This window comes from Vreelandella stevensii S18214, from assembly GCF_000275725.1.
Taxonomy (GTDB): Bacteria; Pseudomonadota; Gammaproteobacteria; order Pseudomonadales; family Halomonadaceae; genus Vreelandella; species Vreelandella stevensii.
Window position 1 is genome coordinate 12,847 of the sequence record NZ_AJTS01000052.1, and the last position, 15,263, is coordinate 28,109.

13 protein-coding genes and 1 pseudogene are annotated in these 15,263 nt (G+C 60.8%); 8 read left to right on the forward strand and 6 right to left on the reverse strand.

The features are described from left to right. Nucleotides 1–80 precede the first annotated feature (80 nt). Together HSS18214_RS0117305 and HSS18214_RS0117310 are read right to left on the reverse strand one after the other, a co-directional pair. Nucleotides 81–1,067, reverse strand: a complete 987-nt coding sequence (locus HSS18214_RS0117305) for a succinylglutamate desuccinylase (protein ID WP_026002020.1) — start codon at nucleotides 1,065–1,067, stop codon at nucleotides 81–83. Nucleotides 1,068–1,252: 185 nt separating this feature from the next. Next, nucleotides 1,253–1,693: a hemerythrin domain-containing protein gene (locus HSS18214_RS0117310; protein ID WP_016916534.1), complete on the reverse strand. Its 441-nt coding sequence runs from the start codon at nucleotides 1,691–1,693 to the stop codon at nucleotides 1,253–1,255. A 216-nt stretch (nucleotides 1,694–1,909) separates the two neighbouring features. On the opposite strand from HSS18214_RS0117310, the gene wrbA reads away from it, so the two are divergent. Continuing rightward, nucleotides 1,910–2,509: an NAD(P)H:quinone oxidoreductase gene (gene wrbA / locus HSS18214_RS0117315; protein ID WP_016916535.1), complete on the forward strand. Its 600-nt coding sequence runs from the start codon at nucleotides 1,910–1,912 to the stop codon at nucleotides 2,507–2,509. Nucleotides 2,510–2,659: 150 nt separating this feature from the next. Here wrbA and HSS18214_RS0117320 read toward each other — a convergent pair whose 3' ends face one another. Further along, nucleotides 2,660–3,733 (reverse strand): tartrate dehydrogenase, encoded by a 1,074-nt coding sequence (locus tag HSS18214_RS0117320; RefSeq protein WP_016916536.1) that lies wholly within the window; start codon nucleotides 3,731–3,733, stop codon nucleotides 2,660–2,662. A 119-nt stretch (nucleotides 3,734–3,852) separates the two neighbouring features. Between HSS18214_RS0117320 and HSS18214_RS0117325 the strand changes: the two genes are divergently transcribed. Further along, on the forward strand, nucleotides 3,853–4,779 hold the full coding sequence (locus HSS18214_RS0117325) for a LysR family transcriptional regulator (protein WP_016916537.1): 927 nt from the start codon (nucleotides 3,853–3,855) through the stop codon (nucleotides 4,777–4,779). A 159-nt stretch (nucleotides 4,780–4,938) separates the two neighbouring features. Here the strand turns inward: HSS18214_RS0117325 and HSS18214_RS0117330 are convergent, their stop codons facing one another. Beyond that, nucleotides 4,939–5,502 (reverse strand): lipocalin family protein, encoded by a 564-nt coding sequence (locus HSS18214_RS0117330; protein WP_050980345.1) that lies wholly within the window; start codon nucleotides 5,500–5,502, stop codon nucleotides 4,939–4,941. Between the two features lie 203 nt (nucleotides 5,503–5,705). Here HSS18214_RS0117330 and HSS18214_RS0117335 point away from each other — a divergent pair, with 203 nt between their 5' ends. The 4 genes from HSS18214_RS0117335 to HSS18214_RS0117350 all read left to right on the forward strand — a co-directional run bounded on the left by HSS18214_RS0117335 (nucleotide 5,706) and on the right by HSS18214_RS0117350 (nucleotide 9,053). Continuing rightward, a complete protein-coding gene (locus HSS18214_RS0117335; RefSeq protein ID WP_016916539.1) occupies nucleotides 5,706–6,125 on the forward strand; it encodes a secondary thiamine-phosphate synthase enzyme YjbQ in 420 nt (139 codons plus the stop codon). A gap of 114 nt (nucleotides 6,126–6,239) precedes the next feature. Further along, entirely contained in the window at nucleotides 6,240–7,691 is a 1,452-nt protein-coding gene (locus tag HSS18214_RS0117340; protein WP_016916540.1) for an alanine/glycine:cation symporter family protein, read from the forward strand. A 416-nt stretch (nucleotides 7,692–8,107) separates the two neighbouring features. After that, complete coding sequence (locus HSS18214_RS0117345) at nucleotides 8,108–8,716, forward strand: FMN-dependent NADH-azoreductase (protein ID WP_016916541.1); 609 nt, start codon at nucleotides 8,108–8,110, stop codon at nucleotides 8,714–8,716. 37 nt (nucleotides 8,717–8,753) lie between these two features. After that, nucleotides 8,754–9,053 carry an MGMT family protein gene (locus HSS18214_RS0117350; protein ID WP_016916542.1) on the forward strand — a complete coding sequence of 100 codons (300 nt, stop codon included), beginning with the start codon at nucleotides 8,754–8,756 and terminating at the stop codon, nucleotides 9,051–9,053. A 123-nt stretch (nucleotides 9,054–9,176) separates the two neighbouring features. Here the strand turns inward: HSS18214_RS0117350 and HSS18214_RS18430 are convergent. Together HSS18214_RS18430 and HSS18214_RS0117360 are read right to left on the reverse strand one after the other, a co-directional pair. Then, a pseudogene (locus HSS18214_RS18430) lies at nucleotides 9,177–10,746 on the reverse strand (GNAT family N-acetyltransferase). Nucleotides 10,747–10,789: 43 nt separating this feature from the next. Next, complete coding sequence (locus tag HSS18214_RS0117360) at nucleotides 10,790–11,707, reverse strand: DMT family transporter (protein WP_016916543.1); 918 nt, start codon at nucleotides 11,705–11,707, stop codon at nucleotides 10,790–10,792. Between the two features lie 171 nt (nucleotides 11,708–11,878). Between HSS18214_RS0117360 and HSS18214_RS0117365 the strand changes: the two genes are divergently transcribed. Together HSS18214_RS0117365 and HSS18214_RS0117370 are read left to right on the forward strand one after the other, a co-directional pair. Next, nucleotides 11,879–13,891, forward strand: a complete 2,013-nt coding sequence (locus tag HSS18214_RS0117365) for an NADPH-dependent 2,4-dienoyl-CoA reductase (protein ID WP_016916544.1) — start codon at nucleotides 11,879–11,881, stop codon at nucleotides 13,889–13,891. Nucleotides 13,892–14,031: 140 nt separating this feature from the next. After that, complete coding sequence (locus HSS18214_RS0117370) at nucleotides 14,032–15,075, forward strand: threonine aldolase family protein (protein ID WP_016916545.1); 1,044 nt, start codon at nucleotides 14,032–14,034, stop codon at nucleotides 15,073–15,075. Nucleotides 15,076–15,263: the final 188 nt, after the last annotated feature.

Sequence of the window (15,263 nt, forward strand, 5' to 3'; positions counted from 1 at the left end):
AAAATCAGGTGGTTGGCGATATCCCATCCGCAGCCACCTGAATAGTTACACTATCTTTTCTTCAACGGGACTTTCTGTGGCTAGTTTGCCGTCCGTTCCGGTGCCACCAGCAAGGCGGCACGAGCACCTATCTCGACCTGTGCGTTGGGAAACACCACGTGCAGCGGCGTATCTTCCACCACGAAGTCACCGGCGGCGGCGTCTTTGGCCAGGCAGGTGCCGGTGTCGAAGCGGCTGAAGTTGGGAGCGTCTTCATCGAAACACAGCGTGAACTCCTCGGAATGACGCATCAGTTCATGCTGCACCCGGTAGAACGCCATGGCACTGGCTGGCTGGGTGGGTGGCGCATAGCCGCTACCGAGAGCACTGATCAACGTGAGCATGGGAGCCAGGGCGTCCATGTCGTTGTGGCCGAACGGGGCGACTCGCCCCAGCTCGAAGGTAAAGGCCTGGGCACCATGGTAGTGCTTGCTGTAGTGAGAAAACGTCCAGCTATGCTGATGCTGGTGAAGCACCGCCTGCATGTCGGCGGCGGCCAGCCACTCCCACTGTTCCGGGTCGGTCGCCGACTCGGCGAACGGCTCGACCACGAAGCGGGTATGCAGGCTGTCGCGGATGGCGGTGTGCAGGTCGTAATGCAGCCGAGGCAGGGCGTGATGGCGAGCATAGAACGTATCCACGGCTTCCATCAGTTGTCGCGCTCGTTCGGGCTCGTCGCCCTGGTCGGCCAGTTCGCGCTTGAACAAGCGATTCAGGTTGGTGGTGATGTAGCGCTGCTGGGCCTTGAGGGCGGGAATGTTGCCCAGAATCACCAGCACGGGAGCGCCCAGTGGCAGGGTGCTGGCTTCCAGGGCAGCCAACCACTCGCCCAGCAGTTCTACCGGAGCGGTCTCGTTGCCATGAATGGCGGCGGAAAAGACACAGGCCCGGGCATCGGGGCGCAGTATGTTGGGCGTCAATTCCAGTACGCCCGGACGGTGCAGGTGATAGGTGCCGCTGGCAAAGCGGCCTATGCGTGGCGACGGGCGTTCACCGTCAAGGGTCCAGTCGAGCCATTGGCCTAGCATGAAAGTGTCCTTGGTCATGGGCATCTACTTGTGTTGCCCTACCTTTACCACGCTCAGCTCGTGTCGCAAGGGGTGGCGTCGTGCGCGTGAAAATGGTCGGTGCGAGGATGAAAGTAACCCGTAAAAAAGCGCCCATGGCGTGAGCCACAAGCGCTTTGCAATACCGGGCGGGTAAGGCCGGGAGGTCAGCCCGACCGTTGGCGCTGCATTTCGTCCTGATACTCCTTGGCCAGCGTGGTTTTCTGGGCTTCCTGCAAGCCCCGACCGGCCAGTTGAAACACCTCCTGTTCTTCTTCGTCCAGATGGTGGGTCACCAGATGCTGCAGCTGCTTGGCGTGGGTGAGCCAGTGGCTGGCACTGTAGTCGGTGTCGTCCAGCAGCTCGATCAGCTCATCGATCTCGTGGTGTTCGGCAACGCTGTGGCGCGCCTTTTCCTGGGTGAGGTCGAGGTCCATCATCGGAATATACAGAGCCCGCTCTTCGGCGTTGGCATGGTACTTGAGCTCCGCCCGTACCCGTTGGTAAAGAGAGTCGCGGGCGTCGCTGTCACCGTGGGTCTCTACCAGTTGGGCCAACAGGTCACGCTGAATATCGTGGTCTTTACGCAGTGCTTCGAAAATGGTCATGCCTGGCTCCTTGGCGTTGTACCCGAATGAAACGGCAAACAAGTTGAATACAAAAAAATTAGTGCTGAAGTGGCAAAAGTGCAAGGTGCCCACATCGATGAAATCGATTCAGAGCGTCGAAAACTTTCGCTGATAAGTGGCTGGGGCTGGACTATGGTGTAACCAGTCCTTGCTGCCCGTCTGGGGCAGCGTGTCGTCACCTGAAAGGAGTGAGCCATGACGAAGGTATTGGTACTGTATTACTCGATGTATGGGCACATCGACACCCTGGCGGCCGCCGTGGCAGAAGGCGCCGAAGGCGTGGAGGGGGTCGAGGTCACCGTCAAGCGCGTACCGGAAACCATGCCGGAAGATGCGTTCAAGAATGCCGGTGGCAAGCAGGACTTCACTACTCCGGAAGCCACGCCTGGAGAGTTGGCCGACTACGATGCCATCATCTTCGGCACGCCGACGCGCTTTGGCAACATGGCGGGGCAGATGCGTACCTTCCTCGACCAGACCGGCGGGCTATGGGCGAAGGGTGCACTGCGTGGCAAGGTCGCCAGCGTATTTACCTCGACCGGCACCGGCGGCGGCGACGAGATGACCATCACGTCGACCTGGACCACCTTGGCCCACCACGGCATGGTCATCGTGCCGATTGGTTACGGCATCGAAGAGCAGTTCGATATCTCGAAGGTCAGCGGCGGCACGCCCTATGGCGCGGCGACGCTGGCAGGCGGCGACGGTTCGCGTCAGCCGGACGACCGCGAGCTGAAAATAGCCCGTTTCCAGGGTAAATACGTGGCTGAAGTCGCTGCCAAACTGACCAGCTAACGCTCAGCGCGCACAGTGTGAACGCCTGCCCCGTTGAGGGCAGGCGTTCGCGCTTTTACAACTAATTTTTATCAACTACCGTTTCAACCACCTTTACCAACCATTTTTACCAACCACATTGATCAACGACATGGCCAGTGGGGCCTGACGCTAGCCGCGCAGGCGCTCGGCAATGGCCTTGCCTAGGCTTTCCGTGGTGCCCTGGCCGCCCACGTCGCGGGTGAGCACCTGCGGGTTCCCTTCACTGAGCACGGCTTCGATGGCCTCGACCATGGCGTCGGCAGCTTCCTTGTGTCCCAGATGTTCCAACATCATGGCGCCTGACCAGATTTGGCCGATAGGGTTGGCAATGCCCTTGCCCGCAATGTCGGGTGCGCTGCCATGAACCGGCTCGAACAGGCTGGGGAACTTGCCTTCCGGATTGATATTGGCGGAAGGCGCAATGCCGATGGTGCCGGTGCAGGCCGGGCCCAGGTCGGAGAGGATGTCGCCGAACAGGTTGCTGCCCACGACCACGTCGAACCAATCGGGGTGCAGCACGAAGTTGGCCGTGAGGATGTCGATATGGAACTTGTCGACGTTGATATCCGGGTACTGTTTGGCCATCTCGGCGACCCGCTCGTCCCAGTAGGGCATGGTGATCGAGATGCCGTTGGACTTGGTGGCCGAGGTGAGCTTCTTGCGTGGTCGCGTCTGGGCCAGGTCGAAGGCGTATTTCAAGACTCGGTCGACCCCGGTGCGGCTCATCACGGTTTCCTGAATGACGATCTCCCGCTCGGTGCCTTCGAACATCTTGCCGCCGATGCTGGAGTATTCGCCTTCGGTGTTTTCACGCACCACGTAGAAGTCGATATCCCCCGGGGCGCGACCGGCCAGCGGGCTCTTGATGCCCGGCATCAGTTTGCAGGGGCGCAGGTTGATGTATTGATCGAACTGGCGGCGGAACTGCAGCAGCGAGCCCCACAGGGAAATATGGTCAGGCACTTTGTCCGGCCAGCCCACGGCGCCATAAAACAGCGCATCAAAGCCCTTGAGCTGCTCGTACCAGTCATCCGGCAGCATCTTGCCGTGCTCAAGGTAGTAGTCGCAGTTACCGAACTCAAAGGTGGTGAACTCCAGCGCGAGGTCGAAGCGCTGGGCCACCGCTTCCAGTGCGCGAATACCTTCCGGCATGACTTCTGTGCCGATGCCGTCGCCAGCGATGACTGCAATCTGATGGGCCATGGGGCCTCCTTTTTTTATGGTCGTGTGAAAGGCGTACCGTTCATGCAGTGTAGCGGCTGTTGGCGATGAGATATTCAGGCTACTATTCAAGCCATTGTTGCTTTCAGGTATAGAATCCCATGGCTCCACTGGACGATCTGGCGTTTTTTCAGCAGTTGGCTCGAGCGGGCAGCCTGACGGCGACAGCCCGGGAGTTGGGTATTTCCCTCTCGGCGGTGAGTAAACGGCTGAAGCAGCTGGAGGCGCGGCTGGGGGTGTCGCTGGCGGCGCGCACGACCCGCCGCCTGACGCTGACCGCCGAAGGCGAGCGCTATCTTGCCCAGGGCAGCCTGATTCTCGATGAGCTGGACGCCCTGGAGAGTGACCTGCGCGATGCGGCCAGCCAGGGGCTGCAGGGGCGGTTGCGGGTCAATGCCACCTTTGGCTTTGGACGACGCCACATTGCGCCGCTGCTGTCACGCTTCTGCGTTCGGCATCCGGGCATCGAGAGTTGGCTGGAGCTGACCAACTTTCCTCTCAATCTCAGCGACCATGGGTTCGATGTGGGGATTCGCATTGGCGAACCGCCGGATTCACGGCTGGTGGCTCGGCGTATCCTGCCCAATCGGCGCATGCTCTGCGCGTCGCCGAGCTACCTTGCCAGCATGCCCGCCCTGCGTACGCCGCAGGATCTGGCGCAGCACCGCTGCCTGTTGATCCGCGAGAACGATAGTGACTTTGCGCTGTGGCGCTTCGAGCAGCGTGCGGCAGCGCGGCGCCAGCAATCGGTCAAGGTCAGTGGCCACCTGGCCAGTAACGATGGCGAAGTGGTGACGCGACTGGCGCTGGATGGCCATGGCGTCATGCTGCGCTCCTGGTGGGATGTCAACGAACACCTGGCCAGTGGCGAGCTGCAACTGCTGCTGCCCGAGTGGCAGGGCGTACGGGCAGACTTCTATGCGGTGTTCGAGCAGCGCCGCCATACCCCGGCCCGCATCCGTGCGCTGATCGATTTTCTCCAGCAGGAGATCGCGGGCCGGGTGCCTGCGCTGCCTGACGCTGAGTAGGTGCTGTGCAGGCGAGCCTGGCTCTGTCTGAAAAGTCGGCGAGCGAAGAACAGACAAGGCAAAAATCGGTGAAAAGACGGAGTTTACACGCTGTAAATGAGTACTTTGATCCGATTTTTAACGCCGTATGGTCGAGCGCAGCCAGTTTTCAGGCAGAGCCTAGCGGCCGGGACAGCGCTCGTCTTGAACCACATCGATCAGCTCGTCGGTAGGGAAGTCCAGCTCGGCGGCTTGCTGGCGCAGGCGCGCTTCCAGCTCGCTATCCAGCGTCGGTGTGCGTGCCAGAATCCACAGGTAGTCTCGGTTAGGGCCGGAAACCAGCGCCCACTGATAGTCGTCATCCAGTGCCAGCACGTTGTAGCCGCCGTAGAACGGGCCAAAGAAGCTTACCTTCAGGCGGCCAACGCTGTCGTCATCGATGAAATAGGCCCGGCCCTCGGCTTCGTCCCAGCTGCCTTCTTCCAGGTTGTAGCCCCGGTTGATGACCCGCACACCGCCATCGTTGCGCAGACTGTAGTTGGCGGTCACGCAGTCCAGCCCGCGCTCGAAGGAGTGGTCCAGACGAGCGATTTCATACCACTCCCCGAGGTACTGATCGAGCTCGAACCCGGTGACGGCCTCGGTGCCATCGGGGATGCCCGTGCATCCGGCCAGCAGCACGCTCGAAACACAAAGCGCCGATGCCGTTGCCAGTTTCCTTGGCGACAGTAGGGAATAGCGCATGACGACCTCCATGTGAACGGTTCCTTGCAAGCGATGGGAATATCGCCATTCAATTTAACAGCGAGGCGACGCCACCGCCATGGCGGCGATGACCTGTGGTGAGTTTTATGGGTGCGCGGCGAAATAGGCTATGGTTGAACGAAACGTTTGGGTTTGAAGACACCCATGCTTGTTTGCAGGCCCACCATGACAAAGGAGTGTTTATGTGGCACCAACAAGAGATTCACCTGCCCGACATGCCCAGAGGCTTCCATCTGATCACTGATGAGATTGCTCGGGCACTGCCCTGCCTCGAAGAGTGCCATCAGGGGCTGGTGCACTTACAGCTTCTGCATACCTCGGCCTCCTTGACCCTGAATGAAAACAGCGACCCGGATGTACGTCACGACCTGAACGCCTTTCTGCGTCGCCTGGTGCCCGAAGGGCTGGATTACTTTCGACATACCCTGGAAGGGCCGGACGACATGCCTGCCCACGTGGTGTCCAGCCTGCTGGGTACCCAGCTGAGCCTGGCCGTGCGCGATGGGCGTTTGGCGCTGGGCACTTGGCAAGGCATCTGGCTGGGCGAGCATCGCGAACAGGGCGGACCCAGAAGAATCCTGGCGACCATCACGGGCTGCTGAGCATGGCGCAGCGTTTCTTTCCGTGTATGGACTAATTTGCCATTTTTATTGCCATTTTGGTGCAGCCGTGAAGAATGATGCGCCTTCACTTTATTCAATCAAGGTCGATTAACCATGGATGCGACACTTTCATCCCTGTTGACGGCGGTCGTGGATCGCAGCAACGGGCTGTTATGGGGCAGCGTACTGATTTATCTGCTGATTGGAGCAGGTCTCTATTTTACCGTGATGACACGGGGAATTCAGATTCGCTATTTTGGCCACATGTTCAAACTGCTGCGTACCTCGCGGCAGTCCAATGGCGGGATCTCCTCCTTTCAAGCGCTCTCGACCAGCCTGGCGGCTCGGGTGGGAACGGGTAACCTGGCCGGGGTGGCGGTCGCCATTTACTTCGGTGGCCCAGGGGCCATTTTCTGGATGTGGATGACCGCCATGGTCGGCATGGCGACCAGTTTCGTGGAGTCCACGCTGGCGCAGGCCTACAAGACCGACCACGGCGACAACACCTTCCGTGGCGGCCCGGCTCGCTATATCGAGCGTGGCCTTGGGCTGCGCTGGCTGGCGGTGCTGTTTTCGATCTGTTTGATCATTGCTTTCGGCCTGGCCTTCAATAGCGTGCAGGCCAACTCCATTGCCCAGGCCATGGAGCAGGCGTTTGCCATTCCCACCTGGGCCATGGGCCTGGTGCTGATGGCCGTCGTGGCGCCGATCATCTTTGGCGGCTTGAAGTCGATTGCCAAGGTGGCCGAGCTGGTCGTGCCGCTGATGGCCTTGCTGTATCTGGTGTTGGCACTGGTGGTGGTGGCCCTGAATATCGCCGACCTGCCCGCCGCGCTGCTGACTATCGTGCAGAGCGCCTTCGGCATCGAGCAGGCCGCAGGCGGGGCCATGGGCTATGCCATTTCCCAGGCCATCATCAACGGTATTCAGCGCGGTCTGTTCTCCAACGAGGCGGGCATGGGCTCTGCTCCCAACGCGGCGGCCACGGCCAGCACCCGGCCGGATCATCCGGCGGCCCAAGGGTTCATTCAGATGCTGGGGGTCTTCCTGGATACGCTGGTGATCTGTACCGCCACGGCGGCCATCATCATCATGGCGGGCCCGGAACTGCTGGCCAGCGAGGAGAGCAACGGCATCCAGCTGACGCAGATGGCGCTCTCCAGCCATGTGGGCGAGTGGGGCGGCATGTTCATTGCGGTAGCGATTCTGCTGTTTGCGTTTACGTCCGTGATTGCCAACTACTCCTACGGTGAGTCCAACATCGAATACCTGGCTGGCCGCCGGGCACCGCTGGCGGTGATGCTGTATCGTCTGGCCGTGCTGGGCATGATCATGGTGGGCTCGGTGGCCAGCCTGGGAGCCATCTGGAATTTTGCCGACCTTTCCATGGGCATGATGGCGATCATCAACCTGGTGGCCATTCTGATGCTGTCGCCCATTGCCTTTGCTCTGTTCAAGGATTACGACGCGCAGTTGAAGGCGGGCAAGGAGCCGGTGTTCGACCCCAGCCAGTTCCCCAAACTGGCCAACAAGGTGGACCCCAAGGCCTGGCCTAAAAAGCCGTAACCGCGTCATGAAAACGCCCCGCCCGTGTTGCCGCCATGGCCACGGAGCGGGGCTTTTTTTAAGGTCATTGCATTCTAGCGAGACAGTGAAGCCATTCCCGGAAAAGTGCGATGAACCTTGTTGATGGCGGATTGTGGGAGGCCAATTTCATTGGGCGACTGTCTGAGCAGGCACCCCTATCAAGCTGGGTGCTGGAATCATCGCGAGCTGAAGCTCCCTCCCACAACCTGAGCAAGCACCTTGCCTGAATCACCCTGTGGGAGGCCAATTGATTCACGCGAGTCTGCGTAGAACCTTTATTTTATGGAGCACGATTCGATTTTGTCGAATGAACGGCGGAAAACGTTGCGCTTTTGCTTATTGGAAAGCGCCTTAGAATAGCGCCATCTCTTTAATTTTTGGCAAGGAATCTTACGATGGCAACTCGTACTCTGTTAGTCACGTCTTCCGTTCTGGGTGAAAACGGCCAGTCCAATGCGCTGGCGAACCATTTTCAGCAGCAGGCCGCTGCCCGTGGCGGCGTGGAGGTCAGCCACCGCGACGTGGTGGCCAATGCGCTGCCCCACCTGGACATCGAAGAGCTGGGCGCATGGCAAACCCCGGCTGACGAGCGCAGCGACGCCCAACAAGCACTGGCGGCCCGCTCCGATGAACTGCTGGCCGAGCTGCGTTCCCACGACGTACTGGTGCTGGCGGTGCCGATGTACAACCTCGGGATTCCTTCGCAGCTGAAGGCGTGGTTCGACCGCGTGCTGCGCGCTGGTGAAACGTTCCGCTATACTGAAAATGGCCCGCAGGGGCTGCTGGAAGGTAAGCGCGCCATCATCCTCGCGGCCCGGGGTGGTCAATACGCTGGCACCGAGTTCGATAGCCAGACCCCGCACCTGAAAACCATGCTGGGCCTGATGGGCATCAGCGATGTGGACGTGGTGTTTGCGGAAGGCCTCAACATGGGCGACGCCCAGCGTGATAGCGCACTGAAAGAAGCCTTCCAGGCCATTAATCAACTGGTGGATGGCCTGTAAGCCATCTCACCTTGGAGATCCCGCATTCGAGGTAGCCATGCCGCGTCCCGAGCTGTTGGAACAGATCTATACCATCGTCGATCAGATCCCGGCGGGACGGGTGACCACTTATGGGCGCGTGGCCAGCATGACCGAAGGGGCCACGCCGCGCATGGTGGGGTCTGCCATGCGACACTTGCCCGAGGGGCACCAGGTGCCCTGGCACCGCGTGATTGCGGCATCGCTGACGCTGGCCGACCATGGCGGCGCGGCGCGCCAGCACCAGAAGTTGCGTGACGAGGGCGTGGTGTTCGATGCCAAGGGCAGGGTGCCTGCCCATCTGGTATGGCCGGATTAGCGCAGCCGTTTTGGCATCTCATGCCAGTTGCGACGCTAAGCAGGATGTTCAATAAAAAGCCGCTCCCTGAGGTTCTCTCGAGGGAGCGGCTTTTTTTATCCAGCCATCACGGCGGCCGGGGGCTTACTCTTCCCGTTTGGCGCCGGACTTCAGCGACCAGTCCCGCCAGCGCAGGTCGAAGAGATCCTTGCGGCGGTCCTTGAGGTTGGTCACCGAGCCTTCTGCACGCACTACGGTCAGGCGGGTCAAATCCAGGTCCGAGAAGATGATCATCTCGGTATTGGGCGTGGTTTCGGCCAGCACCGCGTCATGGGGGAAGGCAAAGTCGGAGGGGGTGAACACCGCCGACTGGGCATACTGGATATCCAGGTTCTCGATGGACGGCAGGTTGCCGACGCTTCCGCAGATGACCACGTAGCACTCGTTCTCGATAGCCCGTGCCTGAGCGCAGTGGCGCACACGCAGGTAGCCATTTTTGGTGTCGACCCAGAACGGCACGAACAGAATATCCATGTCCTGGTCGGCCAGCAGGCGCCCCAGCTCCGGGAACTCCACGTCGTAGCAGATCAGGATGCCGACACGGCCGGCATCGGTTTCGAACACCTGCAGGTCGTCGCCGCCTTCGATCACCCAGTCGCGCCGTTCCTGCGGGGTGATATGCAGCTTGGACTGTTTCTCCACCTCGCCGTCCCGATGGAACAGGTAAGCCACATTGTAGAGGCGATCATCCTCGCCCACCTCGATCATCGAACCGCCGACGATATTGATGTTGTAGGACACCGCCATCCGCGACAGCTCGCTCTTGAAACGGTCGGTGAAGCCCGCCAAAAAACGGATGGCGGCGGTCTGGTCTTTCTGGGCGGCGCGATCCTGCAGGCCCATCAGCGGCGTGGTGAACAGCTCCGGGAAAACGGCAAAATCACTTTGGTAATCCGAGAGCGCATCGACGAAATACTCGATCTGCTGAAGCGCTGCTTCCACCGAGGCAAACTCACGCATTTGCCACTGGACTGCCCCCCACACGAACCTGCGTCGGGCGGGTATCCAGCACGCTGTCGGCGGGTTCGAAGAGGATGTTGTTCCACTCCAGCAGAGTGGCGTAGCCGCGCGACTGCTCGTCCTCGGGCAGGTACTTGCGCAGTAGGCGCTTGACCTGAAAGTCGTTGGCCAACTGGAAGGAGAGGATCGGGTCGTAGATCTCCTTGCGGGAGACCTTGTCGATGTACTGGGCCGGGGTCAGCTCGCCAGCATGCTGGTGATACTCGGGAATGCGCCCGCCGGCGAGAATGGCGCGCAGGTTGTGGGAGCGGCACAGCTCCTTGCGCGCTTCGTACAAACGGCGGCCCAAGCGGTAGCCACGGTAGTCGGGGTGGATCAGGACATCCAGCCCGTACATGGCGTCGCCGTCGGGGTTGTTGAGAATGATTTCCCGATGGCCGATCAGGTCGTCGTACTTGTGTGGGTTGGAGAACTCGTCGTAATCCACTTGTACCGTCAAGGCCACGCCCACCAGCACGCCGTCGTCTTCGATGGCAATCTGGCCATCAGGAAACTCCTGGATCAGCTTGGCGATGGTGTGCTCGGGCCAGGCGCCACCAATATCATGATACACCGCGTCCATCAGCGACTTCAGTTGTTCGTAATCGTCGCTACTCAGGTTACGCAGATTAAGGTGCAGTTCTTCCAGGGACATAGGTCAGGGGTTCCCATTCAGCGAATGATGTTAGCCCATTGTATCATTGCTGGGCGTTGCTCGTTTTACCGGCCGCCACGCGGCTGACCAGGGGGCGGGTCAAGGTCTGCGCCATGATCACGCCTGCCAGGATCAGCAGTCCGCCAATGAAGTGGAAGCCCGCCACCCGCTCACCCAAAAACGCCATGGCAATCAGAGCGCTGAACAGCGGCATCAGATTGATGAAAATACTCGACTGGTTGGCCCCGATTTGACGGACGGCCCGCATCCACAGGAAGGTCGTGATCACCGAGGCCGGAATGCCCGCGTAGAGAATCAGCCAGACGTTGCTACTATCGACTGGGGTCATGGGACCCATCAGGTACGGTGGTAGCAGGAACAGCACGGCAAAACAGACCTGGGCATAGAGCATTACCCAAGGAGGAAGGTTCATGGCCCAGCGTTTCAACATGACGCCGTACAGCGCATAGCAGGTGGCCGCCACCACCATCAGTGCATCGCCCTGGGCCACCTGGAGTTGCAGCAGCGACAGCGGGTTGCCTCGCCCCAGCAGTACCGTCACGCCAATGAAGGCCAGTACGCCGCCCGCCACGCCGCCCAGCGTGGGGGGCTCACGCAGAATCAGCGCGCTGAGCAGCACCGTCAGCAGGGGTACCATGGCCGCCAGAATGCCCATGTTGGTGGCGGTGGTGGTTTCGGCTGCCACGTAGGCAAGCCCCTGCCACAGGCCCATGCCCAGCAGCCCAAGCAGCGCCAGCTTCAGCCAGTTGCGGCGAATCTCGTCGCGGTGACGCAATACCGCAGGCAGCACGAAAGGGGTCATGACCGCCAGCGCCAGCAGCCAGCGTAAGAAGGCGATGCTGCTGGGCGCAATCGCGCCGACCGTCAACTGGTTGATGGTCATGTTCCCCGACCAGATCAGCACGGTGGCCAGTGGGGGCAAGAAGTAGATCAATGGCATAGCGCATTCCCTTAAAACAATCCCTTATCGTTAGCCGGTTAATGTGACGTGCTTTTCCATGATGAGCAAGGGGGCAACGGTGGTAAAAGGCTGTACGCCGAAGGAACTATGTCATACGCTTGTTTGAATATGAGAGGCTTGTCTTTCTAACAACTCCAAAGGAGCGCCGTGATGCACGCTTATCCGCACCTTTTTCGCCCCTTGACCGTGGGCCACCTGACGCTGCCCAACCGGGTGCTGATGGGCTCCATGCACACCAACCTGGAAGAGGCCCCCAACGGCTTTGCACGTTTGGCGGCGTTCTATGCCGAGCGGGCGCGGGCGGGGGTCAGCTTGATCGTCACTGGCGGCATTGCGCCGAATGCCGAGGGTGCGGTGTTCCAAGGGGCACATGCGCTCACCGAGGCCAGCCAGCTCGAAGAGCACCGCCAGGTGGTGGATGCCGTTCACCAGGCGGGCGGACATCTGTGCATGCAGATTCTGCACGCCGGTCGCTACGCTTACTCCCCTGAGCTGGTGGCGCCTTCGGCGTTGCAGGCACCCATCAATCCGTTCGTGCCCCGTGCGCTGACCAGCGACGAGGTCGAGCAGCAAATTGCCGACTACGTGCGCTGTGCCACGCTGGCCCAGCAGGCGGGCTACGATGGGGTCGAAGTGATGGGCTCCGAGGGGTACCTGATCAATCAGTTCATTTGTCGCCGCACCAACCACCGGGACGATGAGTGGGGCGGTGACTTCGCAGGGCGTATACGCTTTGCGGTGGAGATCGTCAGACGCGTTCGTGAAGCCGTGGGCAACCGCTTCCTGATCATCTTCCGGCTGTCGATGATCGACCTGGTGGAGGAGGGCAGCACCTGGGAAGAGGTCGTGCAGCTTGGCCAGGCCATCGAAGCGGCGGGCGCCAACCTGATCAATACCGGCATTGGCTGGCACGAAGCGCGGGTGCCCACCATCGTCACTAGCGTGCCTCGCGCAGCCTTCAGCGAGGTGACCAAACGGATTCGCAGCGCGCTGTCGATCCCGCTGATCACCACCAACCGCATCAATATGCCCGATGTGGCCGAGCGTCTGCTGGCGTCAGGGCACGCGGACATGGTCTCCATGGCGCGGCCTTTCCTGGCAGACCCTGAATGGGTGCAGAAGGCCGAGGCCGACAAGGCCGAAGAGATCAATACCTGTATCGCCTGTAATCAGGCGTGCCTCGACCATACCTTCATGGGCAAGCTGACCTCTTGCCTGGTCAATCCGCGTGCATGCCACGAAACCGAACTGCCTTTGGTGGCTGCCGAGTCTCCCAAGCGAGTGGCCGTGGTCGGCGGTGGGCCTGCCGGGCTTGCCACCGCCGTGGAAGCCGCCCGCCGAGGTCATCGGGTGGTGCTGTTCGAACGGCGCAGCGAGCTTGGCGGGCAGTTCAACTTTGCGCGCAAGATTCCGGGCAAGGAAGAGTTCAACGAAACGCTGCGCTACTTCCGCGTCATGCTTGAGAAGCACGGCGTGGAGGTGCGCTTGAATACCGAGGCCACGCTGGAGGCGCTGGCTGCCTTCGACGACGTGGTGCTGGCCACCGGCGTGACGCCCCGCGAGCTGACCCTGCCCGGCGCCGACCATCCCAGTGTGTTGAGTTACGCCGAAGCCATCGCGCAGCCCGAGCGCGTGGGCCGCCGGGTGGCCGTGATTGGTGCCGGAGGTATCGGCTTCGATGTGTCGGAACTGCTGGCGCATCATGGCCACCCGGCCCTGGATCTGCAGTCCTGGTGTGAAGAGTGGGGCGTGGACCTCACGGTGAGTGAGCCAGGCGGGCTGAGAGCCCCCACACCGCCCGTCTCGCCACGCAGCATCGTGATGTTGCAGCGCAAAAGCTCCAAGCCGGGTAAAAACCTGGGCAAGACCTCGGGCTGGGTGCATCGTGCGTCGCTTAAACAGCGTGGGGTGCGTACCCTGACCGGCTGCGAGTACCTGAAAATCGACGATGCCGGGCTGCATGTTCGCCAAGGCGAAGAGCCGCAGGTGCTGGCGGTGGACACCATTGTGGTGTGCGCGGGTCAGGAGTCGGTGCGGGACCTGCTGGCGCCTCTGGAGCAGGCGGGCAAACGCGTGCATGTGATTGGTGGCGCAGACGAAGCGGCCGAGCTGGATGCCAAGCGGGCGATTGACCAGGGCACCCGTCTGGCTGCCACGCTGTAGCGGCATTGAGCGCGTGACGTTAATGCTCAAATGACGATAGACTGAAGGTCAACCCTAACGACTAAGCCCTGTTAGGGAATTAAGGCGCAGGTGGCACCCGGCCTGCGCTGCACGACCGCCAGAGAAAAAGGATAATCGTCATGCCCTCGGAGTGTACCCCACGATTTTTAGCCAGTGACAACACCTCGGGTATTTGCCCGGAAGCGATGCAGTACCTGCTGGAAGCCAATCAGGCCGATGACCTGGCCTACGGCAACGACCGCTGGACTGCCCGTGCCGCCGACCGCTTTCGTGAGATGTTCGACTACGATTGCGATGTGTTCTTCGTGTTCAACGGCACCGCTGCCAATTCACTGGCGCTTTCCGCGATGGGGCGCAGCTACCACAGCGTGATTTGTCATGAGTTGGCCCACATCGAAACCGACGAGTGTGGCGGTCCGGAGTTCTTCTCCAACGGGGCCAAGCTGCTCACCTCCCCGGGTGCCAATGGCAAGCTGACTCCCCAAGGGATCGAGGCGCTGGTCACCAAGCGTAGCGATATCCACTACCCCAAACCCAAGGTCGTGTCGCTGACCCAAGCCACCGAAGTGGGTACGGTCTACTCCCGTGAAGAGCTGTTGGCGATTCGCGCCATGGCCGACAAGCATGACCTGCGCCTGCATATGGATGGCGCGCGCTTTGCCAATGCCTGCGCCAGCCTGAAGGCGTCACCGGCCGAGCTGACCTGGCAGGTTGGGGTGGATGCGCTGTGCTTTTCAGGCACAAAGAACGGCCTGGCGTTTGGCGAAGCCATCCTGTTTTTCAACCGGGAACTGGCCGAGGATTTCTCCTACCGCTGCAAGCAGGCGGGCCAGCTCGCCTCCAAGATGCGCTATGTCTCGGCGCCCTGGCTGGGCCTGCTGGAAAGCGGCGCCTGGTTGACCAATGCCGAGCACGCCAACGCCATGGCCCGCTATCTGTCGGAAGGGTTGCAGGCGCTGCCTGGCGTCTCGCTGATGTTCCCCACCGAAGCCAACAGCGTTTTCGTTGAATTGCCTCCGCAAGCCATCGAAGCGTTGAAAGCGCGCGGATGGACCTTTTATACCTTCATTGGTGCGGGCGGCGCTCGCTTCGTGTGCGCCTGGAACACTACCATCGAGCTGCTGGACCAGCTGCTGGCCGACGTCAAATCCGTGCTGGAGTAAGCCGCCAGCAAGGCCCGGTTGTGGTCGTCGCGCCGCCTGCTCAGGCGGCGCGTTGCGTTGTTGGAGAGGATTCTTGTCAGCCCGGTGTTTTCAACGCAACTATTTTGCCTCGCCTTTGCTCATAGCCATATAAGACGCGGATCGTTGCGCTGCGTTGAAGGTTTCGTCATCACATTTTGCTAATGCTG

Bases quoted from the DNA above. Each gene is read 5' to 3' on its own strand.
- HSS18214_RS0117310 (WP_016916534.1), bottom strand. From the start codon at position 1,693: ATGACCATTTTCGAAGCACTGCGTAAAGACCACGATATTCAGCGTGAC.
- HSS18214_RS0117345 (WP_016916541.1), top strand. From the start codon at position 8,108: ATGGCAACTCGTACTCTGTTAGTCACGTCTTCCGTTCTGGGTGAAAAC.
- HSS18214_RS0117360 (WP_016916543.1), bottom strand. From the start codon at position 11,707: ATGCCATTGATCTACTTCTTGCCCCCACTGGCCACCGTGCTGATCTGG.
- HSS18214_RS0117365 (WP_016916544.1), top strand. From the start codon at position 11,879: ATGCACGCTTATCCGCACCTTTTTCGCCCCTTGACCGTGGGCCACCTG.
- HSS18214_RS0117335 (WP_016916539.1), top strand. From the start codon at position 5,706: ATGTGGCACCAACAAGAGATTCACCTGCCCGACATGCCCAGAGGCTTC.
- HSS18214_RS0117340 (WP_016916540.1), top strand. From the start codon at position 6,240: ATGGATGCGACACTTTCATCCCTGTTGACGGCGGTCGTGGATCGCAGC.
- HSS18214_RS0117330 (WP_050980345.1), bottom strand. From the start codon at position 5,502: ATGCGCTATTCCCTACTGTCGCCAAGGAAACTGGCAACGGCATCGGCG.
- HSS18214_RS0117305 (WP_026002020.1), bottom strand. From the start codon at position 1,067: ATGCTAGGCCAATGGCTCGACTGGACCCTTGACGGTGAACGCCCGTCG.
- HSS18214_RS0117320 (WP_016916536.1), bottom strand. From the start codon at position 3,733: ATGGCCCATCAGATTGCAGTCATCGCTGGCGACGGCATCGGCACAGAA.
- wrbA (WP_016916535.1), top strand. From the start codon at position 1,910: ATGACGAAGGTATTGGTACTGTATTACTCGATGTATGGGCACATCGAC.
- HSS18214_RS0117350 (WP_016916542.1), top strand. From the start codon at position 8,754: ATGCCGCGTCCCGAGCTGTTGGAACAGATCTATACCATCGTCGATCAG.
- HSS18214_RS0117325 (WP_016916537.1), top strand. From the start codon at position 3,853: ATGGCTCCACTGGACGATCTGGCGTTTTTTCAGCAGTTGGCTCGAGCG.
- HSS18214_RS0117370 (WP_016916545.1), top strand. From the start codon at position 14,032: ATGCCCTCGGAGTGTACCCCACGATTTTTAGCCAGTGACAACACCTCG.